Raw genomic sequence first — 24,156 nt, forward strand, 5'->3', positions numbered from 1 at the left:
GTCTCCATTTTTGGTGGCTAATAGAGGAATGCGATCACCAAGTCCCCTCCCGCACAGTCTGCGCGGGCGACCGTTCACGCTCACGGATTCCGATGCGCTGGGCATTTCCCGTCGGCGAACGCGGGCTGGTGACTTGCGCGCCCCCAGCAGGAGGATTCGCGTTCCCAGGGGCGTGCGGATGGCGATGCTGGACCGGTGCCGGCCCTACACCCAGGTGACCGTCGACGGCGTCGTCAGCCATGTGACGGCGGCCCAGATCCACGGGCTGGTCCTGCCGAACAGGTTGGCAGGCCGACCGGTCATTGACCTGGCCCGTCCCCGGGGGAAGAGCAATGTGCGTCGACGGCACGTCGTCGGGCACCGGCTGGAATTGGGTGAAGGTGAGGTGGTCCTGGTGGCCGGCGTGCCGGTGACATCCGTTGCGCGCACGTGGCTCGACCTGGCCTCCGTGCTCGGCCTGGACGACCTGGTGGCCATGGGAGACCAGATCGTCAACGAGCACCACCGGAACTTCGGCCCACGCAAGGTGGCCCTGGTCCCACTTGCCAAACTGCAGGAATATGTCGCGTCCAAGCGCTGCGTCAGGGGGATCGCCAAGGCACGTGCGGCGCTGGCCCTGGTCCGGGTGGGCGTTGACTCACCCCGGGAAACACGGGTCCGGCTGATGCTGCAACGGGCGGGATTGCCGGAATTCGTCCCCGACCATCCGATCCGCAACGAACGGGGCGAACCGGATGTCTGGCCCGACCTGGCCTGCGACGAGTTCCGGACGTGCGTGGAATACGAGGGCATGCACCACCTCACGGTTGGACAGCAGGCCTCCGACCATGACCGTGACTTCCGGACCCGGCAACTGGGCTGGCACCAGGCGCGGATCAACGACGACGACATGCGGGCCGGCTCCGCCGTGGTGGTGGCCAAGGTGGCGCGCATGCTGGTGCGCGGCGGCTGGCCGGACCCGAACAGCGTGGACCCGAACAACACTGACCCGAACGGCACTGCCGGGCGCGTAGCGCGCCGGAAACGGGCGGGCGTGTAACGCGCCGGAAACACAACCGACACGCGCCTTTTACCTGCACCCGCCAAACGTAACAGCTTGGCAATCTTTTACGGCGCCCGCCGAAACAGGGTCCCGGCAAAGTTGTGAGGGTCAACATTGCACCCGCCCCGCAGAAGTGGCCGCAATACCCTCACAACGAAAGGCCAGCACCGTGAACACTGGCGATACCGCGTGGGTCCTCGTCTCGGCAGCCCTGGTGCTGCTGATGACGCCGGGCTTGGCATTCTTCTACGGCGGCATGACGCGCGCCAAGGGCGTGCTCAACATGATGATGATGAGCTTCGGCGCCATCGCCGTCGTCGGCACCCTCTGGGTGTTGTTCGGCTACTCCATGTCGTTCGGCCGCGACACCGGCGGCGGGATCATCGGCAACCCGTTCCAGCATTTCGGCCTGCAGGGCCTGCTCAGCACCACCACCAACGTCCCGCTCGTGGGCACCATCCCGGAGATCGTGTTCGTCGGTTTCCAGGGCGTGTTCGCGATCATCACGGTCGCCCTGATCACCGGAGCCATCGCCGACCGGGCCAAGTTCGGCGCCTGGCTCGTGTTCGCCGCCATCTGGGTCACGGTCGTCTACTTCCCGGTGGCGCACTGGGTGTTCGACTTCAACAAGGACGCCGCGGGCAACCCGATCGGCGGCTGGATCGGCCAGGGCCTGGGCGTCATCGACTTCGCCGGCGGCACCGCCGTGCACATCAACGCCGGCGCCGCGGCGCTCGCACTGGCCCTGATCGTCGGCAAGCGCAAGGGCTTCGGCAAGGACCCGACCCACCGCCCGCACAACCTGCCGTTCGTCATGCTCGGCGCCGGCCTGCTCTGGTTCGGCTGGTTCGGCTTCAACGCCGGCTCCGCCCTGGGCGCCAACGCCGTGGCCGGGTACGCCTGGATCAACACGCTGGCCGCCCCCTGCGCCGCGACGCTCGGCTGGCTGCTGGTCGAGCGGCTGCGTGACGGCCACGCGACCAGCCTCGGTGCCGCGTCCGGCGCCGTCGCGGGCCTGGTCGCCATCACCCCGGCCTGTTCCGCCATCACCCCGATGTGGTCGCTCGTGCTCGGCCTGCTGGCCGGTGTCGTTTGCGCCCTCGCCGTCGGGCTGAAGTACCGCCTCGGCTTCGACGACTCGCTGGACGTCGTCGGCGTCCACCTGGTCGGCGGCCTGTTCGGCACGCTGTTCATCGGCCTCGCCGCGGACCCGGGTTCCCCGGCGGCCGGCAGCGGCCTGTTCTCCGGCGGCGGGCTGGAACTGCTGGGCAAGCAGGCGATCGGCGCGTTCGCCGTCATGATCTACTCGTTCGTCATCGCCTACGCCATTGGCTGGGTCGTCAACAAGACCATGGGCTTCCGGATCTCCAGCGACCACGAGGCCGCCGGCATCGACGTCTCGCTGCACGCCGAGACCGCCTACGACTTCGGCGGCCGCTCCTCGGGCGCCTTCCACCCGTCCCCGCTGCCGGTCCCGGCACCCCAGCCCGAGAAGGTTGACGCATGAAGCTCCTGACAGCCATCATCCGCCCGGAATTGCTGGACCCGGTGCGTGCCGGCCTGGAGAGCTTCGGCGTCCAGGGCCTGACCGTCAGCAGCGCGCACGGTTACGGCCGCCAGCGCGGGCACACGGAAATCTACCGCGGCGCCGAGTACACGGTCGACCTGCACCCGAAGATCCGCATCGAGGTGCTGGCCACCGACGACCAGGCGTGGGACCTCATGGACGTCATCGTCGCCACGTCGAACACGGGCCGCGCCGGCGACGGCAAGGTCTGGATGGTCGAGGTCTACGAGGCCGTCCGGGTCCGCACCGGCGAGCGGGGCGCCGCCGCGGTGTGACGCACCTGCCGCCGTCGTACGTCAACAAGTACGACGGCGGCAGGCGCTTTTGCGCCGTCAACCATCGGCGCGCTGTTTATCCCCGGCGCTCCGAGGACGGCTCGAGCGCCAGTCGGCGGGGCCGTCGCTGCCGGCGGCGTACTCCTCCAGCGGCACCGTGCCGGCACGCCAGGCGGCGAACGCCGGTTCGACGATCCGCCAGCATTCCTCGGCGGTGTCGGCGCGCACGGACAGCAGCGGGTCGCCGGCCAGCACCGAGTCGAGCACCTCCCCGTAGGGAAGCAGCGGGTCGCTGGCCAGTTCGGTCTCGAGCCGGACCCGGTCCAGCTCGAACAGGTTCCCGGGGCCGTTGACGTCCAGGTCGAGTGTCAGGTTCTCCGGGCCGAAGCCGATGTGCAGCCGGGTGGGGGCGTCGACGCCGCGGAAGCCGTCGGGCAGGTGCGGGACCGGCTTGTACGTGATGACGGCCTCCTTGCGGTTGCGGCCCAGCGCCTTGCCGGAGCGCAGCAAGAACGGCACGCCGGCCCAGCGCCAGTTCTTCACCCGGATCTCGACCTCGGCCAGGGTCTCGGTGTTGTTGGCCGGGTCCACGCCGGCCTCGGCCGTGTAGTCGGGCACCGGCCGGTCCCCGATGGCCCCGGCCGTGTAGCGGGCGCGCCGGGTGCTGCGGGCGAAGTGGTTGTCGATGGAGCTGGCCCGCAGCACGGCCGCGATGCCGTCCCGCACATCCCGTTCGTCCAGCGAGGCGGGGGCCTCCATGGCGATGATGGCCATGATCTGCAACAGGTGGCTCTGGATCATGTCGCGGCCGGCGCCGGCATGATCGTAGTAGCGGGCCCGGTTCTCGAGCGTGAGGTCCTCGTCGAAGATGATCTCCACCTTCGCAATGTGTTCGGCGTTCCACAGCGGCTCCAACAGCCGGTTGGCGAACCGCAGGCCGACGATGTTGAACACGGTGGACTTGCCCAGGAAGTGGTCCACGCGGTGGATGTGGTCCTCCGGGACCAGCCCGGCAAGCGTTGCGTTGAGCCGGGCCGCCGATTCGGCACCCGAACCGAACGGCTTCTCCATCACCAGGCGGGTGCCTTCGGGCAGGTCACCCGCGGTGAGTGCCTCGCAGGCGGCCTGGCTGACGGCCGGCGGCAGCGCGAAGTACACGGCCACGGGGGCCTGCAGGGTCTTGAGGAGCCGGCCCAGTTCGCCCGGCGCCGTCACGTCCAGCCGGTGGTATGTGCTGGCGTCCTTGACCCGGGCCAGCTCGGCGCTTCCTTCGGCGGTGCTTCCTTCGGCGGTGCTGCCTTCATCGGCGCCGGCGAAGCTGTCGTCGAGGCGCTGCCGCCAGCGTTCGGCCGTCCAGTCGTCGCTGCCGGCCCCGACCAATTCCAGCCTCGGCGCCCGGCCGGCGGCGATGAGCCGCCCGACCCCGGGCAGCAGCAGCCGGCCGGTCAGGTCGCCCGAGGCGCCGAGGACCAGCAGTGTGCGGACCTGGTGGCGTGCGGAACGATGCCCGTGGCGTCGCCCGTTCGGGTGCGTTGGGTGATGCGTGTCTGAGTCTGGCGAGGGATGTTCCGCCGCGGGGTTCTCGGTGCTCTGGGTCACGTTCCCAGCATGCCATGACGGGCCGCGAATGTCTGGCCTGCGGCGGCCCAGGGACGGATCTGCGGCCGGGGACCGAAAAAGGGCGGCCGGGGCGCTGACGGGCCGCAAATCAATGGCACCATCGGGCCGCTCCAGTTGGTACCCTTGATAGTTGAGTCCTACGGGAAAGGGAGCGGGTCGGCACGTGCGGCCGCCCGCCGTTCTCATCCTGCAATTCGATAGCCGTGCCCGCCGTCGCGGATCCGCCCAGTCCCGGGCGGGTTCGCGCGGGCTGCGGTGATTCCACGACTGAAAGAAGCACACGGCACGTGTTCAATTCGCTATCCGACCGGCTGACAGCAACCTTCAAGAACCTGCGCGGCAAGGGCCGGCTCAGCGAGGCCGACGTCGACGCCACGGTCCGGGAGATTCGCCGCGCCCTCCTCGACGCCGACGTGGCCGTGCCGGTGGTGCGCGAATTCACCGGCAAGGTCCGTGAACGTGCCCTGGGCGCCGGGGTCAATGCGGCGCTTAACCCGGCGCAGCAGATCGTCAAGATCGTCAACGAGGAACTCGTCGCCATCCTGGGCGGGGAGACGCGGCGGATCCATCTGGCCAAGAACCCGCCGACCGTCATCATGCTGGCCGGCCTGCAGGGCGCCGGCAAGACGACGCTCGGTGGCAAGCTGGCCAAGTGGCTCAAGAGCCAGGGGCACAGCCCGCTGCTCGTCGCCGCGGACTTGCAACGCCCCAACGCGGTCAAGCAACTCCAGGTCAACGGCGAGCGCGCCGGAGTGCCCGTCTTCGCCCCGCACCCGGGCGTCTCGAGCGAGTTCGAGGCCGCCACCGGCGACCCGGTCGCCGTCGCCCGGGCCGGCGTCGCGGAGGCGAAGGCAAAGCTGTACGACGTTGTCATCGTCGACACGGCCGGGCGCCTTGGCATCGACGCCGAGATGATGGCGCAGGCCGCGAACATCCGCGCCGCCATCACCCCTGACGAGGTCCTGTTCGTCGTCGACGCCATGATCGGCCAGGACGCCGTCACCACGGCGCAGGCGTTCAACGAGGGCGTGAACTTCACCGGTGTGGTGCTCGCCAAGCTCGACGGCGACGCCCGCGGCGGTGCGGCCCTCTCGGTGGCATCCGTGACCGGCAAGCCGGTGATGTTCGCCTCCACCGGTGAAAGCCTGGACGACTTCGAGCTGTTCCACCCGGACCGGATGGCCAGCCGCATCCTCGACATGGGTGACGTCCTGACCCTGATCGAGCAGGCGGAAAAGAACTGGGACCGGGCCGAGGCCGAACGGATGGCGCAGAAGTTCGCCGACCAGGAGGACTTCACCCTCGACGACTTCCTCGCCCAGATGCAGCAGATCCGCAAAATGGGCTCCATGAAGAAGATGCTCATGATGATGCCGGGCGCCGCGAACATCCGCCAGCAGCTGGAGAACTTCGACGAACGCGAGATCGACCGGGTCGAGGCGATCGTGCGGTCCATGACCCCGCATGAGCGCGTGGCCCCGAAGATCATCAACGGATCCCGCCGCGCCCGCATCGCCAGGGGGTCCGGCGTGCACGTCTCCGAGGTCAACGGCCTGCTGGAGCGTTTTGGCCAGGCGCAGAAGATGATGAAGAAGATGGCCCAGGGCGGCGGCATCCCCGGCATGCCGGGGATCGCCGGGCCGGGCGGCTTCGGCGGCGCGCGCAAGGGCAAGAAGGTCGTCAAGAAGAAGGCCCGCTCCGGCAACCCGGCGAAGGCGGCGCAGGAGGCCCGCGAGGCGGCCGAGCGCCGGGCGAACGCCGGGCGGTCACTTCCCACGGGCGCCGCCTTCGGCGCGGGGACCGAGGAATTCGACCCGGCGGCGCTGAACCTGCCCAAGGGATTCGATAAGTTTTTGGGTAAGTAAGCGCTAACTCGGTTTCAATATCCGTTTCCCAGAAAGTTCCCAGCCATCCGGCCTGCCTTGGGTCTAGACTGCTCGTGAAGCGTCCATGTGGACCAAACCGATCCACCGCAGTGTGCGCTTTGCCAGGAGGCGCATGATGAATTATTTGCGAACTCGTGGGGGGAACCGGAAGCGGATCTTCCCGGTTGTAGGAAGCGTTGCAGTGATCTTGTTGGCCCTGACGGCATGTTCGGGGACCGGCTCCGGAAACAACACCGCCGCCTCGGCGAACGCGCCGGGCAAGGCGACAAACACGGCCACGTTTGCGGAACCGCCGAATACCGTGCCGAACTGGATTTGGCCGTTTGCACCAATCGCGGATTTCTCCGTATCGAACATTTCCGATTTGCAGTACCTGATGTTCCGCCCGCTGTACTGGTTTGGCGACCAGGGCAAGGCGCAGGTTAACGATTCGTTGAGCCTGGCCGCGGAACCGGTTTACAGCAACGGCGGCAAGACCGTCACCATCAAGCTCAAGCCATACAACTGGTCCAATGGCACGCCGGTCAGCTCGACCGACGTGATGTTCTGGTACAACATGGCCAAGGCCGAGAAGACCAACTACGCCGCCTACGTGCCCGGGCAATTCCCGGACAATGTGGTCTCGGCGTCGGCCCCCGATGCGCAGACTGTCGTGTTCAACACGGATAAGGCCTACAGCGAGCAGTGGTTCCTGTACAACCAGCTCGGGCAGATCACCCCGATGCCCGCGGCGTGGGACATGACCGCGGCGAACACCAAGGGCGATTGCGCGACGAACCAGTCCGGCTGCGCGGCCGTGTACAAGTACCTGATCTCCCAGTCGAAGGACCTGCCCACGTACGCCACCAACCCGCTGTGGCAGGTGGTTGACGGACCGTGGACGCTGAAGTCGTTCAGCTCCGACGGGCACATCACGTTCGTGCCGAACACCAAGTACTCGGGACCGGTGAAGGCGTCGCTGAAGGAGTTCAAGGAGGTTCCGTTCACCACGGACGACGCGGAGTTCAACGTCCTGCGCGGTGGCAGCACCCTTGATGTCGGCTACCTGCCCACCCAGGACCTGAGCGCTCCGCGTCCGGAAAACACGACACCTGACCAGCCCGGGCCCAACCCGTTGAGCAAGAACTACACCTTGGCGCCGTGGAACCTGTACGGCATCAACTACTTCCCGATCAACTACAACAACCCGACGGTTGGGCCGATCTTCAAGCAGCTGTACTTCCGCCAGGCGTTCCAGTCCGTGGTTGACCAGCCGGCCATCCTGAAGTCCGCGGCGAAGAACTACGGCTTCCAGACCACCGGCCCGGTGCCGTTGTTCCCGGACAGCCCGTTGATCTCGCAAGTCGAGAAGAACAACCCGTACCCGTTCAACATCGACGCGGCCAAGAAGGACCTGACCGACAACGGCTGGACCGTCACCGCCGGTAGCGCGGCCACCTGCTCGAAGCCGGGAACGGCTGCGGGCGATTGCGGCGCCGGGATCACGGCCGGGCAGAAGCTGGAGTTCACGCTGCAGTACGCCAGCGGCCAGCAGACCATCACCACGGCCATGGAGTCGCTGAAGTCCAACGCGGGCCAGGCCGGCATCGTGCTGAACCTCGTCCCGGCGCCGTTCAACACGGTCACCGGTACCGCGGTCCCGTGCTCCGGCAAGACCTGCACGTGGCAGATGGGCAACTGGGGTGGCGGCTGGGTCTACGCACCCGACTACTACCCGACCGGCGAGACGCTGTTCCAGACCGGAGCAGGTTCCAATAGCGGCAGCTACTCGAACCCCGCCATGGACAAGCTGATCGCGGACTCGACAACGCAAAGCGGCACCGCTGTGATGCAGGCGTACGAGGACGCGCTGGCAAAGGACGTTCCTGTCATCTGGCAGCCGAACTACACCTACAGCCTGACCATGGTCGCGAACGCGCTGCAGGGCGCCACCCCGCAGAACCCGTACGCGAACATCAACCCCGAGGCCTGGCACTACTGACAGGTCCCGGCACGGTGAAGCGCAAGTGAGGAGGCGGCGAAGGACATGACTTCGCAGAACACGCCGACCGGACGGCCGGCGCCATGATCGGCTACATTGTCCGCCGCCTCCTCCAGGCCGTCCTGGTGGTCCTGGTCGTGACCATCATCGTGTTCATCCTGCTGCACCAGCTGCCCGGTGGCGCGGCACGGGCGATCCTGGGCCCGCGGGCAACCGCGGCCCAGATCGCCGATTTCAACGCCGCCAACGGCTACGACCAGCCGTTGGTCATCCAGTACTTCCGGCAACTGGGCCAGTGGGTGACCGGGGACTTCGGCTTCTCGATCAAGCTGAACCAGTCGGTCGGTTCGCTGCTGGTCCAGCGCATGCCCAAGACCATCATCCTGGGCCTGTTGTCGCTGGTGCTGACGGTCATTGTGGCGGTGCCGCTGGGCATCTACCAGGCCGTGCACCGCAACAAGTCGTTCGACTACGTGGCGACCGGGCTGTCGTTCATCTTCTATGCGGCGCCGACGTTCTTCATCGGCATCATCATGATCGAGATCTTCTCCCAGAACCTGGGCTGGTTCCCGCCGGAGGCGCCGCAATCGGACGGCATCGGACCCATTTTCCAGGAATTCGACGCCATGATCCTGCCCATCGTCACGCTGGCCCTGTTGAGCATCGCCGGGTTTTCCCGGTACATGCGATCGTCCGTGCTGGACAACATCGACCAGGACTATGTGCGCACGGCCCGGGCCAAGGGTGCCTCGCCGTCGCGGGTGCTGGCGCACCACGTGCTGCGCAACGCGCTGATCCCGATCATCACGCTGCTCGGCCTGTCCCTGCCGGCACTGTTCGCCGGGGCCCTGATCACCGAATCCATTTTCAACTTTCCCGGCATGGGCCTGCTGTTCTGGCAGGCCGCGCAGGCGTCCGACTACCCCGTGGAGCTCGGCGTCGTCATCATCACGGCGTTTGCCACGGTGGTCGGGAACCTGCTGGCGGACGTCTCGCTGGCCGTACTCGATCCGAGGGTGAAGCTATGACCATCCGTCCCGGGGAGGGGATTCCAGCCGGGGTCCTCGACGAGGCCCACGGCGAGGGGGCCGCCGTCGCGGTCTCCAGCACGGGACTGCCCGTCGGCAAGGCCAAGAGCATGTTCCGGCTCGGCTTCGAGGTGTTCATCCAGAACCGGCTGGCCATCGTGGGGTTCATCGTCCTGGTCCTGGCCGTGCTGTTCTGTTTCCTGGGCCCGGTGCTGTACCCGACCGACCAGGTGACCGTAAACCTGGAGAACGTCAACCTGCCACCCGGTCCCGGCCATCCGCTGGGCACCGACCAGACAGGGTACGACCAGTTCGGCCGGCTCATGGTGGGCGGCCAGGTGTCGCTGATGATCGGCTTCGCGGCCGCCATCATCGCCACGATCGTCGGAACCATCTGGGGTGCGGTCGCCGGCTTCTTCGGCGGCTGGGTCGACGCGGTCATGATGCGCATCGTCGACGCCATCCTGTCCATCCCGATCCTGTTCCTGCTCTTGTTCCTGGTCACGATCGTCAAGCCCAGTGTCCCGGTCATGATCTTCGTGCTGGGGCTGACGGCGTGGCTGGTGCCGGCCCGCCTGGTGCGCGGCGAATCGCTGACCCTGCGCGTGCGCGAATACGTCCAGGCGGTGCGGGTCATGGGCGGCACGTCCTGGCATGCGGTGCTGCGGCACATCATGCCGAACGTGATCGGCACCGTGATCGTCAACGCGACGTTCCAGGTGGCCGACGCCATCTTGCTGATCGCCTACCTCGGCTACCTGGGCCTGGGCATCTCCCCGCCGGCCACCGACTGGGGCGGCATGCTCAGCAACGGCACCGCGTTCGTGTTCACCAACTATTGGTGGCTGATCTACCCTCCGGGGTTCGCGATCATCATCGTCGTCGTCGCCGTCAACCTGGTCGGGGACGGGCTGCGGGATTCGGTCGAGGTCCGGCTGCAACGGCGCTGAACGCCAGCCGCACACCAACGCAGGGAAGGAGACCGGCATGCCGCTCTTGGACATACGCGACCTGAGCACGGACATCCAGCTGAGCAAGTCCGTGGTGCACGCCCTCGATCACGTCTCGCTGCACGTCGACGCCGGCGAGTGCCTGGGCCTGGTGGGCGAATCGGGCAGCGGCAAGACCATGACGGCCATGTCGATCGAGCGGCTGCTGCCACCCGGCGGGCACATCGTCAACGGGGAGATCCTGCTGGACGGCGAGGACCTGGTCAAACTGCCCGAACAACGCCTGCGGGAGATCCGCGGCGTCGACATCGGCATGATCTTCCAGGACCCCATGACGTCGCTGAACCCGGTCGTGACCATCGGCGACCAGGTGGCCGAGCCGCTCATGCTGCACCGCGGCATGGGCAAGTCGGCGGCCCTGAAGGAGGTCGTGGACATGTTCGGCCTGGTGGGCATCCCCAGCCCGCTGCAGCGCGTCAAGGACTACCCGCACCAGCTCTCCGGCGGCCAACGCCAGCGCGTCATGATCGCCATGGCACTGATCTGCCAACCGAAACTGCTCATCGCCGACGAACCGACGACGGCCCTGGACGTGACCGTGCAAAAGCAGATCCTGGAACTGGTGGCCCGGCTGCGTGCCGAGTTCCACATGGCCATGATCCTGGTGACCCACGACCTGGGCGTCATCGCCGGCAACGCCGACCGCGTCGTCGTCATGTACGCCGGCAAGGTCGCCGAGATGGCGGACGTCCACACCCTGTTCGCCGCGCCCAAGCACCGGTACACCGACGCGTTGTTCGAGGCGCTGCCGGAACGCGTGGCCGGCACGGGCGAACGGCTGTACTCCATTCCGGGCCTGCCACCGGATTTGACCGAGCCGCCGCCGGCGTGCCGGTTCGCGCCGCGCTGCCGCTTCGCCGTCGCCCAGTGCCGGGCCGAGGTGCCGCCGGTGACGACCATCGCCACGCCCTACGGCCCGCAGGAGTTCGCCTGCATCGTCCCGCGCACCACGCCGCTGGGCATGCCCGAGCCCCGGGACTTGCGCACCACCATCCCGGAAGTGGCGCGCGTGGAGGCGGCCGAGCTGGAAGCGGGCATGGAGTTGTCGCTGGTGAAGGACGACGGCGGGCACGACCTGGGTGCCCACGGCGCCGGCCCGTCGTCGTCGGACGCCCGCTCCTGGGTGGCCCCGACGACGTTCATCCCCGCCGACGGCACCCCGCTGTTGCAGATCCAGGAAGCCGTCAAGGACTTCCCGGTGACCGCCGGGGCCATCCTGCGCCGGCACGTGGGCGACATCAGCGCCGTCGCCGGTGTCACCGTGTCCATCCCGCGCGGGCAGACCCTCGGCCTGGTGGGCGAGTCGGGGTGCGGGAAGACGACGCTGGGGCGCATGGTCGTGGGGCTTGACACGCCGACCAGTGGCGCCATCCTGTTCCGCGGCCGGCGCATCAGCCAGCTGCGCGGCAAGGAGGCCAAGGAGGGGCGCCGGAACGTGCAGTTCATGTTCCAGGACTCCTACGCCTCACTCAATCCGCGCATGCGCGTGCGCTCCATCCTGCGCGAGCCGCTGGACATCCAGCACGTCGGTTCGCCCCGCGACCGCAACGACCGGGTCGACGAGTTGCTGGCCGCCGTGGGGCTGCCGGCCCGGGCCGCCGAACGCTACCCGCACGAGTTCTCCGGCGGGCAGCGGCAACGCATCGGGCTGGCCCGCGCGCTGGCCCTGCAACCGGGTCTGATCGTCGCCGACGAACCGGTCTCGGCCCTGGACGTGTCCATCCAGGCACAGGTGCTGAACCTGATGAAGGAGCTCCAGCGGGACCGTGAACTGACCTACCTGTTCATCAGCCACGACCTGTCCGTGGTCAGGTATCTCTCCGACGTCATCGCCGTCATGTACCTGGGCAAGATGGTGGAGGTTGGCCCGGCCGCCACCGTGTATGCGCACCCGCAACACCACTACACCCGCGGCCTGATCGATACGATCCCCATCCCGGACCCGGTGATCGAGCGCAGGAAGGCGAAATTGGGCGTGCGCGGCGAACTGCCCTCGGCCATGAACCCGCCCAGCGGGTGCCGGTTCCGCACCCGGTGCCCGATGGCGCAGGAGATCTGCGCCCGGGTCGAACCGCCGCTGCAACCCGGCGGCGGACACGAGCCGATGCCGGCCGACGAACTGGCCGCCGCCACGGCCAAGGCCGTGGCCGCCGGCACCGTGCCGCACCTGGTGGCCTGCCACTTCCCGATCAACGGCCACGCCGCCGCCGACACCCTGACCGACGAAACGGCCGCGCCCGACCCGGTCTGAGCACTCCCGCCGCCGCGGGCGCGCCCAGCCCGATCCGGTACCCTGCTGGAATGAGCAAAACCCGCATCGTGTTCGTCCATGGGTCGGGCCGCTACGGCGCCGCCGCATGGCCGACCCAGCACCGGTTGGCGGGCCGCTACGATTGTCTCTTTCTCAAGCGCACCGGTTTTGACGCCGTCGTCCCTCCGCAGCCCACCGACTTCGCCGCGGACGAGGCGAATGTGATCGAGGCGCTCGGCGCCGGCGGGCACGTGGTGGCGCACGCCCAGGGTGCGATCGCGGCCATGATGGCGGCCGTCGCCCGGCCGGACCTGGTGCGCTCGCTGGTGCTCGTGGAGCCGGCGTGCCTGTCGTTGACCGCGGAATTGCCGGCGTCGGCCGCGTACCGGGGGCAGCTCGAGCGGTTGTACGCCCGGCGGGGGCAGCTCACCGACGCGGAGTTCGCCCGCGAGCTGGCCCGGGTTGCACCGGCCGGCGGGTTCGTCGACTCATCCGTTTCCGGCTCCACCGGCACCGGCGTGTTCGGCGGTGGCGTGCCGGAGTCCGCCGACCGCGTCGCCACCCGGCTGCGGCTGCAGGCGCCACCGTGGGAGGCGCCGCTCCACATCGTGCCGGGCGTGCCCACGCTGGTGCTGACCGGCGGTTGGGAGCCGCTGTACGAGGAGATCGCCGGCTATCTGGTCACGACCGGGGCGCGGCACCTGGTGGCGCCCGGCGGGCACCGGCTGCACGACCTGCCGGAGGGAGCGGCACTGATCGAGGAGTTCATCGCCGCCGATCCTGGCGGGGGCGGCCTCTAGTTCGGTGGCCGGCATGGTTTGCCGGCTTCGGGACCGTGGCCACCCGGGGTTGGTGCCGCCTGGGCTTCGATGGGCCGGCTGTCATGGGCGGAAGGGCCATGGCATCTGGCGAACCAGTGGACTGCAAACGCTCGTTTGCGAACCAGTGGGCGGTAAGTGCTCGTTTCGGGCCGATTTTCGACATCTGCTGTCCAGTAGTTTGCGTCATCGACAGCTACTGCCCAGCAGTTGCGTCCCGGGCCCGGGCGTCCGCGGCCGGCGCCGGCGGGGCAGCCCCTGACGCGGCGACGGCCGCCCGAACAAACACCTCCGACTTTTCCGGTCACCGCATTAGCCTTTCGGCCTCCCCAAGCTTCGTCCCCGGCCGCTCCCACCGCTCGCACGCTCGGGGCCCCTCGGCCTCTAGGCTGGTGTCATGTTCGACATCCGGCCCGCGGGGATCAACGAGTTCTCGCTGCTGCCCCTCCTCGAGGCGGAGGCCGATGCCGTCTTCGCGACGCCCGGGTCCACGATTGACCCGGCGCGGTTGCCGCCGCCGGCGTCCGTGGCCGAGTATGCCGGTGCGTTCCACATCATGGTGGCCGGGCGCCCGCCGGTGGGGTTCGTCCGGTTGGAGATCGTCGACGGGCTGGCGCACCTGGAGCAGCTGGCCGTCAGCCCCGACGTCGGCCGGCGCGGGATCGGCCGGTCGCTCGTGGATGCGGCCAAGGCGTGGGCGCGCGAATCCGGGTTCACGGCCATGACGCTGTGCACGTTCGCTGACGTACCGTTCAATGCGCCGTTCTACGCGTCGTGCGGGTTCTCGCAGGTCGCCCTGCTCACGCCCGGGCTGGCCCGGCTGCGGCGGATCGAGACGGAGCTGGGCTTGGACGCCTTGGGCCGGCGCGTCGTCATGCGGGCGGAGCTCTCCGCCGGTGATTGAGCCTGTCGAAATCACCCGGGCACGGGTCCCGTCCCGCAGCCCCGGAAACCATCCGTGTGACGAAACCGTGCGACTCCGCGCCATTTGGAATAACTTGAAGCTTCAAGTAGTTTGGTGTTAGTGAAACTTCAACCGACCCGGGAGTCACCATGACCACCACCGACAACCTGCTCTCCGCCGACCTCTCCATGGGCACCGTGATGCTCAAGGTCGGCGACATGGCCACGATGAGCGACTACTACCAAACCGCCCTGGGCCTGGACGTCGTGGCCGAGGCCGACGGCGGCCAGTACCTGGGCCGCGGCGCCACGCCGCTGGTCCACCTGCAACCGGCCAAGGGCCTGCACATCCCGGGCCGGGGCGAGGCCGGGCTGTTCCACACGGCGTTGCTGTTCGACGACCAGGCATCCCTTGCCGCCACGGTGGCCACCGCGGCCCAATACAACCCCCGGCTGTTCGCCGGCAGCGCCGACCACCTGGTCTCCGAGGCGTTCTACTTCACGGACCCGGAAGGCAACGGCATCGAGCTGTACTGGGACCGCCCGCGCAGCGAGTGGCGCTGGGACGGGTCCGCGGTCGTCATGGACTCCCTGGCGCTTCCCCCGCAGGGCTTCCTGGACCAGCACCTGACCGAGGCCTCGGTGACGGGCCAGCGCGACGCGGCCGCCGCCGTCGGACACGTCCATCTGCAGGTGGGTGACGTCCAGACGGCCCAGCAGTTCTACGTGGACACGCTCGGCTTCGAGCGCACGGCCGGCTGGCACGGCCAGGCCTTGTTCGTCTCGGCCGGCGGCTACCACCACCATATGGCCATGAACGTGTGGAACAGCCGCGGCGCCGGCCCGCGCAAGGATACGCTGGGCCTGGGCGAGGTGCTGATCCAGCTGCCCGGCCGGGACGACGTCGGCGCGCTGGCGCAGCGATTGGCGCACCACAAGATTGCGGTCGCCGATACCGGGGCCGAACTCGTCTTCCTTGATCCGTGGCACAACCGGATCCGGGTTAGTGTGGAGTCGTAACCCGGCCACCTGGGTGGCCGCCGAGACGCAACACCCCTTGCCCGCGACGCGCGAAAGGTGCTTTCTGTGCCCAATTACTCCGAGTTCTTCATCGCCGACCACCACGTGGCCGTGGCCCGCGCCAAGGCCCGCGACGCCGGCACGTCCCCGAGCGTCGACGTCCCCGTGCTGCCCACGCCCGGCCTCAGCGACCTGGAGATCGAGGTGCTCGGCGAACTGGCCGCCCGCAAGGTCCATGCCACGGGGGTGCGCGCCGAGCTGAACATGGTCGACATCGCCCTCGATTCGCTGTACGCGGTCCCGGACGCGCTGGTCGAGGTGTTCGCCGAGCTCGCCACGGCCGAGGAACCGGAGACCATCCCGGAACTGGCCGCCGAATGGGCGCGCGACGACGTCATGGAGTCCGCGCCGGAGGTCACCGAGCCACTCGTGCGCCAGCTCGCCTCGATGGCCGCAACCGTGCACGCGGAGGCGGAGAACGACACCCGGCTGGGGCTGTTCTTCTACTCGGCCTAGCGTCTGGCATAATGGATGGGTACTCGATCCGCGCGGCCCCTCTCTCCGTGCTGCGATCGGAGTCCTTGAGAGTTCCGTGAATCGGCCCGCCCCACGGGAGCGTGCAACGGGATTCGCCCCTTTTCGAACCAGGAGAAACCACAAAAGTGGCCGTAAAGATTCGTCTGAAGCGCTTCGGCAAGATGCGCGCCCCGTACTACCGCGTCGTCGTCATGGATTCGCGCGCCAAGCGCGATGGCCGTGCCATCGAGGAAATCGGCAAGTACCACCCGACCGAGCAACCCTCGTTCATCGAGATCGACTCGGACCGTGCCCAGTACTGGCTCGGTGTCGGCGCGCAGCCGACCGAGCAGGTGTTCAAGCTGCTGAAGATCACCGGTGACTGGCAGAAGCACAAGGGCATCGCCGGCCAGGAAGGCACGCTGAAGACCAAGGCCCCGAAGCCCGCCTTCGTCGCCCCCGAGGCCAAGAACGTCGTGCTGAGGGAAGCCATCACGCCGAAGGCCAAGAAGGCCGACGAGGCTCCGGCAGAGACCGCCGAGGCCGAGTAACTTGCTGGCCGATGCGCTGGAGCACCTGGTCCGCGGAATCGTTGACTTTCCCGAGGACGTCAAGGTCCGCCTGTTGAACAACCGTCGCGGGGAAACCCTCGAGGTTCGCGTGCATCAGGACGATTTGGGCCGCGTGATCGGCCGCCAGGGTCGCACCGCCCACGCCCTGCGCACGGTGGTTGCGGCGCTGGCTCATGGCGAACCGGTTCGTGTGGACGTGGTCGACACGGACCGTCGCCGCTAGTCCCCAGCGGCTCCCGCTGCTCGCAAGCTCGCAGCGGGGCCCTCGCCGCTGTGGGCCCACCCACGCCCTCCCTCGGGCGCGTGGGCCCACCCACATGCCTCTAGTCGCGGCCCCGGCACCCTCGTGGTGCCGGGGCCGCTTCCATTCCCGACACGATCCACCCAGGAGATCCCATGCAGGTCCAGGTTGCCCGACTCGGCAAGCCGCACGGCATTCGCGGTGAAGTCACCGCCCAGGTGCTCACCGACGACCCGGATGCCCGGTTTGTCGCCGGCGCCGAATTCGCCACCAGGCCGGCACGGGCCGGGGGACTGGTGGTGCGCAGCGCCCGCTGGAACAAGGACATCCTGCTGCTCGGCTTCGAGGGCGTGCTCACGCGCAACGACGCGGAGCTGCTGCGCGGGACCACGCTGTTCATCGACGCCGAGGAGGACACGGACGACGACGGCTGGTACGAACACGATTTGCTGGGCCTTGAGGTGCGGGTCGGCAGCGAGACGGTTGGCAAGGTTACGGGGTTGCGCACCCTGCCGGTGCAGGATCTGCTGATCGTCGAGGACGCCAACGGCGAGGAGGTGCTGGTCCCGTTCGTCGAGGAGATCGTCCCCGAGGTCGATACCGAGGCCGGCTATGTGCGGCTCACCCCGCCGCCGGGGCTGTTCGAGCTGAACCGCGGGGAGCCCGGGGCCGATGCGGCGGAGGGCGAACGGTAGCCGTGCGCTTTGACGTCTTCACCATCTTCCCCGAATACCTGGCCGCGCTGGAGCTGAGCCTGATCGGCAAGGCCCGCGGCCAGGGCCTGTTGGAGGTCGCCGTGCATGATCTGCGCGACTTCACCACGGACCGCCACCGCACGGTTGACGACTCGCCGTACGGCGGCGGCGCCGGCATGGTCATGAAGCCCGAGCCGTGGGCGCAGGCGCTCGAGTCCGTGCTGGACCCGCACGCGGACGCGAAGCCGACGCTGATCGTGCCGTCCCCGGCCGGCGAGGTGTTCACCCAGGCGCTGGCCCATGAGTTCGCCGCGCGGCAGCACCTGGTGTTCGCCTGCGGCCGCTACGAGGGCATCGATGAACGCGTCTTGGACTGGGCCGCCGACCACTACACCGTCCGTCCCGTCAGCCTCGGCGACTACGTGCTCAACGGCGGCGAGGTGGCCGTGCTGGCCATGGTCGAGGCGATCGGCCGCCTGGTCCCCGGTGTGGTCGGCAACCCCGAGTCGCTGGTCGAGGAGTCGCACGCCGACGGGCTGCTCGAGTATCCCGTGTACACGAAACCCGCCGCATGGCGCGACCGGGAGGTCCCGGAGGTGCTGCTCAGCGGCAACCACGGGAAGATCGCGAAGTTCCGCCGGGAGCAGCAGCTGCGGCGCACGGTCGCCCGCCGGCCGGACCTCATCGCCGCACTGGACGCCGGGTCGCTGGGCAAGGCGGACCGCAACGTGCTCTGGGAACTGGGGTACGCCGTCGTCGACCGTCAACTGGTGAAGCGGGAAGCCGCCACGTGACCCGATCACGGCCATTGCCGCGGTGAAATTCTGGGAGTAACATTCGTTTTAGTTGCAACTACCAAAATGGAGGTGACACTCATAATGGAAACGACAGTCATGATCGAACGGTCCACGCGCAAGTGGTGGGCCCTCGGCGCCCTCAGCCTGGCCGTGATGGCGGTCAGCCTGGATTCCACGGTGCTCAGTGTCGCGCTGCCCACGCTGGCCGGCGTCTTCCACGCCACCGAACCCGACCTGCAATGGTTCACGGCCGGGTACCTGCTGGTCCTGGCCGCCGCCATGCTGCCGATCGGGTTGATCGGCGACCGCTTTGGGCGCAAGCGGCTGCTGATGGTCGCCCTCGTCCTGTTCGGCGCCGGGTCGGCGGCCTGTGCCTTCTCGACGACGTCGCTGGAGTTCATCGCGGCGCGGATGTTCCTGGGCCTGGCCGGCGCGGGGATCGTGGTCATGGTCCTGGCGGCCTTGACGGTCCTGTTCGACGACGCCGCGCGGCCCAGGGCGGTGGGCATCTGGGCTGCGGCGAACTTCCTGGCGCTGCCGATCGGGCCCATTCTGGGCGGCTGGCTGCTGACCAATGTCTGGTGGGGCTGGGTCTTCCTGGTGAACGTGCCGGTGGCGTTGGTGGGCATGCTGGTCGCGGGGGCGCTGGTGCCGGAATCCCGCGCCGCGCAACGCCCGGGCCTGGACCCGGCCGGCGTCGCCTTGTCCGTGGCGGGGCTGGCCGTGGCCGTGTACGGGTTCATCCGGGCCGGCCAGGACGGCTGGACCGACCCGGGCGCCTGGGTGGCCATCGTCGTCGGGGCGGCCCTGTTGGCCGGCCTGTTCCTGGTGGAGCGCCGCATCGGCGGACGCCCCGGCGGCAGTCCGCTGGTGGACGTTGCCCTGTTCTCCGAGCCGTCCTTCACCTGGGGTGTGATCCTGGCGGCCGTGGCCGGGCTGGCCATGATCGGAACGCTGTTCACCATGCCGCAATACTTCCAAGGCGTGCTCGGCGCCGACGCCCTCGGCTCCGGCCTGCGGCTGCTGCCGCTGGTGGCCGGCCTGGTGGCGGGGACGCTGGGCGCCTCCGTCGCGGCCCGGGCCGTGGGTGCGAAGGCGGCCACCGCCGCCGGCTTCGCGCTGCTCGGCCTGGGCGCGGGGATCGGCACCCTGACCACCGTGGCATCCGCCGACTGGTTCCTGGGCCTGTGGCTGGGGCTCGTCGGCGCCGGGATGGGGCTGGTGATGGTCACGGCCAGCACGGCGGCGCTCTCCCGGCTGGACGAGGACCGCAGCGGGGTCGGCTCGGCCGTGCTGCAGTCGGCCAGCAAGGTCGGTGCGCCGCTGGGCGCCGCCGTGCTGGGCAGCGTGCTGCACGCGTACTATGTGGCCGGGCTGGCCGGTCAGGGGCTGCCGCCGGCGATTGCCGCGGCGGCCCGGCACAGCGTGTTCGCCGGCGTGGCCCTGGCCGCCCGGGCGCGGCCGGCCGACGTCGCGGCCGTGCGCGAAGCCTTCGTGGGCGGTATTTCGGCGGCCCTGTGGGTCTCGGTGGCGATCTGTGGTGGTGGGTTCGTGTTGGCCTTGGTGTTCATGCCGCGGGGCGGCGCCGGCCGCGATAGGCTCGGAAAAGCCGACGGGAAGGAGCCCAAACTTGTCAGCGGAGACGCATAAACCGACGGGTGGGCTGCGCGAACGAAAACGTGCCAAAATGCGGAGGGAGATCCAGGCGCAGGCCCTGCAACTGTTTCGGGACCAGGGCTATGACGCCACCACCGTGGAACAGGTCGCCGCCGCGTCACTGGTGTCGGAGAGCACCCTGTACCGGCACTTTCCCACCAAGGCGGACCTGGTGCTGCAGGACGACATGGATCCCCTGATCGATGCCGCCTTTGCCGCGCAACCGCCCGAACTCAATGCCGTGGAGGCCATCGTGGGGGCGATGCGCGAGGTCCTGGGGCACGTCTCGGGGGCGGAGGCGGCCGGTATGCGCGAGCGGATGAACCTGTTGTGGACGGTGCCGGAATTGCGGGCCACCGCCTTGGACCAGCTGGTTCAAGGCATCGAGCAGGTGGCCGCCCTGGCGGCGGCCCGCACCGGCCGGACCGTGGACGACCCCCAGATCCGTGCCCTCGCCGGCGCCGTGGTGGGGGCCGCCATGGCGGCGCTGCTCAGCGCCGTGGGTGATCCGGGGGCCGACCTGGTCGGGCTGGTCGCCGAGTACCTCGACCACATCGAGGCGGCCCTGCGGCTCTGAGACGATGACGGAATTCGTCGCCGGGGCACGCCATGTGGCAAAATGGGGTGCAGTGCCCGCTGGGCGCGTTCCTGCCACAGGGGGAGCGTCCGCCAACAGTCCGGCACACCGGCAAACCATCCACGGCGCAGCCGGTCAACCATGCTTCGACGCCCGGGTCGGGCCCGCAAGGGCGCCCGGTGCGCCGCAACACAACGCGAGCGACCTGTGGCGTTTGCCAGGAGAGAGAACATGCATATTCTCGATTCCGTTGACGCAGCCAGCCTGCGCAGCGACATCCCCGCCTTCCGCGCCGGCGACACCCTCAACGTGCACGTGAACATCATTGAAGGCACCCGCTCCCGCGTGCAGGTCTTCAAGGGCTTCGTGCTGCGCCGCCAGGGCGACGGCGTCCGCGAGACGTTCACGGTCCGCAAGATCTCCTTCGGTGTCGGCGTGGAGCGTACCTTCCCGGTGCACTCCCCGGTCATCGACAAGATCGAGGTCGTCACCCGTGGCGACGTGCGCCGCGCCAAGCTGTACTACATGCGCGACCTGCGCGGCAAGGCCGCCAAGATCAAGGAAAAGCGCGAGAACACGTCCGCCAAGTAACGGGCGAAAGCGCTTTGACCGAAGCGAAACGCCGGCCCGGGAAACCGGGCTGGCGTTTTGTCATTGTGGCCGTCGTCGCGTTCGTGCTGGCCCTTTCGCTGGTGCGCAACACGTGGGTGGACGTCTACTCGATCCCGTCCGCGTCGATGGAGCCGCTGCTGGTCGTCGGCGACCGGGTGCTGGTCTCCCGCACCGCGTTCGCGGGCGCCGGCGTCCGGCGCGGCGACGTCGTGGTCTTCGACGGGCGCGGCTCGTTCACGCCGCCGGCCTCCGGGCGCGGCCCCGTCGCGGACGCCCTGGTCGCGGCCGGGCAGTGGCTGGGTGTGGTGGCGAACAACGACATCTACGTCAAGCGCGTGCTCGGCGTGGCCGGGGACACCGTGAAATGCTGCACCGCCGCCGGCCAGCTGGAGGTCAACGGCGTCCCGATCACCGAACCGTACCTGTACCCGCACGACGCGCCCAGCGAGCTGCGGTTCGAGGTGCGCGTTCCGGACGGTAAGTTATGGCTCATGGGCGATCACCGTGCCGTCTCCGCCGACTCCCGCGACCTGCTGGGCGCCCCGGGCGGCGGCCTGGTGGACGTGGACCGCGTCATCGGCCGGCCGGTGCAGGTGCTCTGGCCGCCGGCCCGGATCCAGTCCTTTCCGGCCCGCTAGGCGCCGCACGCCCGGCAAGAACCAACCCCAAGGAAAGCAGCGATTGATGCAGCAGAACCCGCCCGGCACGCCGGGAGAGCCGGAGTACGACGGCGATGCTGCCGCCGGCCGGGAGCGCGACGCCGGCTCCGGCGTAGTGCACGATGGCGCAGCCGACGCCGGGCACGGTTCAGGGCATGCTTCAGGGCATGGTCCAGGGCACGGCTCAGGGCACGGCTCAGGGCACGGCTCAGGGCACGGCCAACACAGTGCGGGCAAACGCGGTGCCGGCAAGCCGTCGGGTCCCCGGGGCGTGGCATTGTCGTGGCTGAAGGAGATCGGCACGATCGTCGTCATCGCGCTGCTGTTGTCGTTCCTGATCAAGACGTTCCTGTTCCGTGCGTTCTTCATCCCGTCCGGGTCCATGGAGAACACCCTGCAGGTTGATGACCGGATCTTCGTGAACCTGCTGGTGCCGTCCCCGATGGCGCTCAAGCGCGGCGACGTCGTCGTGTTCAAGGACACCCAGGGCTGGCTGCCGGCCACGGCGCCCGTGGACAAGGGGCCGTTCGGCTGGGTCGGCGACGCGCTCACGTTCGTGGGCCTGGCGCCGGACGAGTCCCAGCAACATCTGATCAAGCGCGTCATCGGGCTGCCCGGCGACCACGTCGTGTGCTGTGATGCCGCCGGGAAGCTGACCATCAACGGCGCGCCCATCACCGAGCCGTATGTGTTCGCGGGCGCGGCGCCGTCCGCCACGCCGTTCGACGTCGTCGTCCCGGCCGGCGAGGTGTGGGTCATGGGCGACCACCGCAACGATTCCCTGGACTCCCGCTACCACCAGGACCAGCCGGGCAAGGGGTTCGTGCCGATCTCCGACATCGAGGGCCGGGCCACCGTCATCGCCTGGCCGGTGACGCGCTGGGCGATCCTGGGCGACTACCCGCAGGTCTTCGCCGGCGTCCCGGCGGCCCGCTGATGCCCGCCGCCGCGCCCACGCTCGACTTCGAGCGGGAACTCGCCGGGCAGGGGTACGCCCTCGTGGCCGGCTGCGACGAGGTCGGCCGTGGCGCGCTGGCGGGGCCCGTGAGCGTCGGGCTCGTGGTGGTTGCCGCCGGCCAGGAGCTGCTGGCCGGGGTGAAGGACAGCAAATTGTTGCGGGAGCCGGCTCGGCAGGCGCTGGTCCCCGTGATCCGGGACTGGGCCGTGGCCAGCGCGGTCGGGCACGCGTCGGCCGCCGAGATCGACGCCGTGGGTCTCGTGGCCGCGCTCCGGCGCGCCGGCGTGCGCGCCCTGGACGCCGTGGCCGCCGAAGTGTTGCCGGGCGTCGTCATCCTCGACGGGAACCAGGACTGGCTGTCGGTCCCGGTGCAGCCCGAGCTGATGTTCGGCGGGGCCGCCGGTGGTGCCGACGTGCCGGTGCGCACGCGCATCAAGGCGGACCTGACGTGCCTGTCGGTGGCGGCGGCCAGCGTGCTGGCGAAGGTGGAGCGGGACTCGATCCTGGCGGGGCTGGCCGTCTCGCACCCGGAATTCGGCTGGGACGTGAACAAGGGTTACGCCACGGCCGCGCACCGGGCCGCGATCGCCGCGCACGGCGCCACGGAGTTCCACCGCCGAACCTGGCGCCTCACCGCCGGGTGAGTGGGCGCCCGGCGCCGCCGTGGGGGATGATGGAACCATGAGTGCCGAGGACCTGGAAAACTATGAAACGGACATGGAGCTGCAGCTCTACCGCGAGTACCGCGACGTGGTCAACCTGTTCACCTATGTCGTTGAGACGGAGCGCCGTTTCTACCTGGCCAACCATGTGGACCTGACGGCCCGTTCCGCCGACGGCGAGGTGTACTTCGACCTGACGCTGCAGGACGCCTGGGTGTGGGACGTGTACCGCACGGCGCGCTTCGTGAAGAACGTGCGGGTGATCACGTTCAAGGATGTCAATGTCGAGGAACTTGTGAAGACCGACGACCTGCAGATCCCCAAGGATGGGCACCTGGGGCCGTTGGGCTAGACTCCTCCACAGCCACCGCCACACCCTGCGCCGTCCACAGGGTGCGTCCCGGCACTGGTGCCCCCGCCCGGACTCCGCGACGCTGGTCGCGGAGGAACAGATGAAACCAAAGGACGAGTTGGGCCGGCGCGGCGAAATGCTCGCCGCCGACTACCTGGAAGACCGCGGCATCCGCGTCATCGACAGCAACTGGCGCTGCCCGCGTGGGGAAATCGACATCGTGGCCGTCGACGGAAGCGATCTCGTCGTCATCGAGGTCAAGACCCGCCGCTCACGCAACTTCGGCGACCCGCTCGAGGCCGTCACGAGGGCCAAGCTGGCGCGGCTGAAGACGCTGGCCGTCATGTGGGCCCACGAGCACGGCCGCGGCCTGGGCGCCCTGCGCATTGACGTGTTGGGGATCATCGACGACGGCCGGTCGGAGCCCGACATCGCGCACCTCAAGGGGGTGTATTGAC

Annotated in this window: 26 protein-coding genes; 24 read left to right on the plus strand and 2 right to left on the minus strand. The window is 68.9% G+C overall.

The window, feature by feature from the left end; genetic code table 11:
- Nucleotides 1-178 precede the first annotated feature (178 nt).
- From EJC77_RS13475 to EJC77_RS13485, 3 genes are all read left to right on the plus strand, one after another.
- The gene (locus EJC77_RS13475) at nucleotides 179-1,039 is read left to right on the plus strand and encodes a hypothetical protein (protein ID WP_205787306.1); all 861 of its coding nucleotides are present in this window, start codon (nucleotides 179-181) and stop codon (nucleotides 1,037-1,039) included.
- Nucleotides 1,040-1,211: 172 nt separating this feature from the next.
- A complete protein-coding gene (locus EJC77_RS13480) occupies nucleotides 1,212-2,549 on the plus strand; it encodes an ammonium transporter (RefSeq protein WP_125613492.1) in 1,338 nt (445 codons plus the stop codon).
- Nucleotides 2,546-2,884, plus strand: a complete 339-nt coding sequence (locus EJC77_RS13485) for a P-II family nitrogen regulator (RefSeq protein ID WP_125613494.1) — start codon at nucleotides 2,546-2,548, stop codon at nucleotides 2,882-2,884. The genes EJC77_RS13480 and EJC77_RS13485 overlap by 4 nt, the downstream gene beginning before the upstream one ends.
- Nucleotides 2,885-2,941: 57 nt before the next feature.
- On the opposite strand, the gene EJC77_RS13490 is transcribed toward EJC77_RS13485, so the two are convergent.
- Complete coding sequence (locus EJC77_RS13490; RefSeq protein WP_240630248.1) at nucleotides 2,942-4,360, minus strand: glucose-6-phosphate dehydrogenase; 1,419 nt, start codon at nucleotides 4,358-4,360, stop codon at nucleotides 2,942-2,944.
- 431 nt (nucleotides 4,361-4,791) lie between these two features.
- Between EJC77_RS13490 and ffh the strand changes: the two genes are divergently transcribed.
- Nucleotides 4,792-6,369: a signal recognition particle protein gene (gene ffh, locus EJC77_RS13495; protein WP_125613498.1), complete on the plus strand. Its 1,578-nt coding sequence runs from the start codon at nucleotides 4,792-4,794 to the stop codon at nucleotides 6,367-6,369.
- 141 nt (nucleotides 6,370-6,510) lie between these two features.
- On the opposite strand, the gene EJC77_RS20420 is transcribed toward ffh, so the two are convergent.
- The gene (locus EJC77_RS20420) at nucleotides 6,511-6,747 is read right to left on the minus strand and encodes a hypothetical protein (RefSeq protein WP_164520416.1); all 237 of its coding nucleotides are present in this window, start codon (nucleotides 6,745-6,747) and stop codon (nucleotides 6,511-6,513) included.
- Nucleotides 6,748-6,754: 7 nt separating this feature from the next.
- Here EJC77_RS20420 and EJC77_RS13500 point away from each other — a divergent pair, with 7 nt between their 5' ends.
- The 20 genes from EJC77_RS13500 to EJC77_RS13595 all read left to right on the plus strand — a co-directional run bounded on the left by EJC77_RS13500 (nucleotide 6,755) and on the right by EJC77_RS13595 (nucleotide 24,155).
- Nucleotides 6,755-8,371 (plus strand): ABC transporter substrate-binding protein, encoded by a 1,617-nt coding sequence (locus EJC77_RS13500; RefSeq protein WP_205787308.1) that lies wholly within the window; start codon nucleotides 6,755-6,757, stop codon nucleotides 8,369-8,371.
- Between the two features lie 83 nt (nucleotides 8,372-8,454).
- Nucleotides 8,455-9,399, plus strand: a complete 945-nt coding sequence (locus tag EJC77_RS13505; RefSeq protein ID WP_125613501.1) for an ABC transporter permease — start codon at nucleotides 8,455-8,457, stop codon at nucleotides 9,397-9,399.
- On the plus strand, nucleotides 9,396-10,349 hold the full coding sequence (locus tag EJC77_RS13510; RefSeq protein WP_240630247.1) for an ABC transporter permease: 954 nt from the start codon (nucleotides 9,396-9,398) through the stop codon (nucleotides 10,347-10,349). Before EJC77_RS13505 ends, EJC77_RS13510 begins: the two co-directional genes overlap by 4 nt.
- A 37-nt stretch (nucleotides 10,350-10,386) precedes the next feature.
- Nucleotides 10,387-12,660 (plus strand): ABC transporter ATP-binding protein, encoded by a 2,274-nt coding sequence (locus EJC77_RS13515; RefSeq protein ID WP_125613503.1) that lies wholly within the window; start codon nucleotides 10,387-10,389, stop codon nucleotides 12,658-12,660.
- Nucleotides 12,661-12,710: 50 nt separating this feature from the next.
- Entirely contained in the window at nucleotides 12,711-13,460 is a 750-nt protein-coding gene (locus EJC77_RS13520; RefSeq protein WP_125613506.1) for an alpha/beta hydrolase, read from the plus strand.
- Between the two features lie 415 nt (nucleotides 13,461-13,875).
- Nucleotides 13,876-14,382 (plus strand): GNAT family N-acetyltransferase, encoded by a 507-nt coding sequence (locus tag EJC77_RS13525; protein ID WP_125613508.1) that lies wholly within the window; start codon nucleotides 13,876-13,878, stop codon nucleotides 14,380-14,382.
- 149 nt (nucleotides 14,383-14,531) lie between these two features.
- Nucleotides 14,532-15,401, plus strand: coding sequence for a VOC family protein (locus tag EJC77_RS13530; RefSeq protein WP_125613510.1), 870 nt, complete (start codon nucleotides 14,532-14,534; stop codon nucleotides 15,399-15,401).
- Between the two features lie 66 nt (nucleotides 15,402-15,467).
- A complete protein-coding gene (locus EJC77_RS13535) occupies nucleotides 15,468-15,917 on the plus strand; it encodes a hypothetical protein (RefSeq protein WP_125613512.1) in 450 nt (149 codons plus the stop codon).
- A gap of 146 nt (nucleotides 15,918-16,063) precedes the next feature.
- Nucleotides 16,064-16,468 (plus strand): 30S ribosomal protein S16, encoded by a 405-nt coding sequence (rpsP, locus tag EJC77_RS13540; RefSeq protein WP_125613514.1) that lies wholly within the window; start codon nucleotides 16,064-16,066, stop codon nucleotides 16,466-16,468.
- A gap of 1 nt (nucleotide 16,469) precedes the next feature.
- Entirely contained in the window at nucleotides 16,470-16,712 is a 243-nt protein-coding gene (locus EJC77_RS13545; protein ID WP_125613516.1) for an RNA-binding protein, read from the plus strand.
- Between the two features lie 173 nt (nucleotides 16,713-16,885).
- Complete coding sequence (gene rimM, locus EJC77_RS13550) at nucleotides 16,886-17,425, plus strand: ribosome maturation factor RimM (protein WP_125613518.1); 540 nt, start codon at nucleotides 16,886-16,888, stop codon at nucleotides 17,423-17,425.
- A 2-nt stretch (nucleotides 17,426-17,427) separates the two neighbouring features.
- Complete coding sequence (trmD, locus tag EJC77_RS13555) at nucleotides 17,428-18,219, plus strand: tRNA (guanosine(37)-N1)-methyltransferase TrmD (RefSeq protein WP_125613520.1); 792 nt, start codon at nucleotides 17,428-17,430, stop codon at nucleotides 18,217-18,219.
- A gap of 84 nt (nucleotides 18,220-18,303) precedes the next feature.
- Nucleotides 18,304-19,872, plus strand: coding sequence for an MFS transporter (locus EJC77_RS13560; protein ID WP_205787310.1), 1,569 nt, complete (start codon nucleotides 18,304-18,306; stop codon nucleotides 19,870-19,872).
- A gap of 37 nt (nucleotides 19,873-19,909) precedes the next feature.
- A complete protein-coding gene (locus EJC77_RS13565; protein WP_205787312.1) occupies nucleotides 19,910-20,455 on the plus strand; it encodes a TetR/AcrR family transcriptional regulator in 546 nt (181 codons plus the stop codon).
- A gap of 231 nt (nucleotides 20,456-20,686) precedes the next feature.
- Nucleotides 20,687-21,046 carry a 50S ribosomal protein L19 gene (gene rplS / locus EJC77_RS13570; protein WP_125613524.1) on the plus strand — a complete coding sequence of 120 codons (360 nt, stop codon included), beginning with the start codon at nucleotides 20,687-20,689 and terminating at the stop codon, nucleotides 21,044-21,046.
- Nucleotides 21,047-21,060: 14 nt separating this feature from the next.
- Nucleotides 21,061-21,705: a signal peptidase I gene (gene lepB, locus EJC77_RS13575; protein WP_125613526.1), complete on the plus strand. Its 645-nt coding sequence runs from the start codon at nucleotides 21,061-21,063 to the stop codon at nucleotides 21,703-21,705.
- Between the two features lie 46 nt (nucleotides 21,706-21,751).
- The gene (lepB, locus tag EJC77_RS13580) at nucleotides 21,752-22,663 is read left to right on the plus strand and encodes a signal peptidase I (RefSeq protein WP_125613528.1); all 912 of its coding nucleotides are present in this window, start codon (nucleotides 21,752-21,754) and stop codon (nucleotides 22,661-22,663) included.
- Nucleotides 22,663-23,328 carry a ribonuclease HII gene (locus EJC77_RS13585; protein ID WP_125613531.1) on the plus strand — a complete coding sequence of 222 codons (666 nt, stop codon included), beginning with the start codon at nucleotides 22,663-22,665 and terminating at the stop codon, nucleotides 23,326-23,328. The genes lepB (EJC77_RS13580) and EJC77_RS13585 overlap by 1 nt, the downstream gene beginning before the upstream one ends.
- 37 nt (nucleotides 23,329-23,365) lie before the next feature.
- Entirely contained in the window at nucleotides 23,366-23,698 is a 333-nt protein-coding gene (locus EJC77_RS13590) for a DUF2469 domain-containing protein (protein ID WP_125613534.1), read from the plus strand.
- A gap of 100 nt (nucleotides 23,699-23,798) precedes the next feature.
- The gene (locus EJC77_RS13595) at nucleotides 23,799-24,155 is read left to right on the plus strand and encodes a YraN family protein (protein ID WP_125613537.1); all 357 of its coding nucleotides are present in this window, start codon (nucleotides 23,799-23,801) and stop codon (nucleotides 24,153-24,155) included.
- Nucleotide 24,156 lies beyond the last annotated feature (1 nt).

This window comes from Specibacter cremeus (assembly GCF_003946885.1).
In the GTDB taxonomy this organism is placed as follows: domain Bacteria; phylum Actinomycetota; class Actinomycetes; order Actinomycetales; family Micrococcaceae; genus Specibacter; species Specibacter cremeus.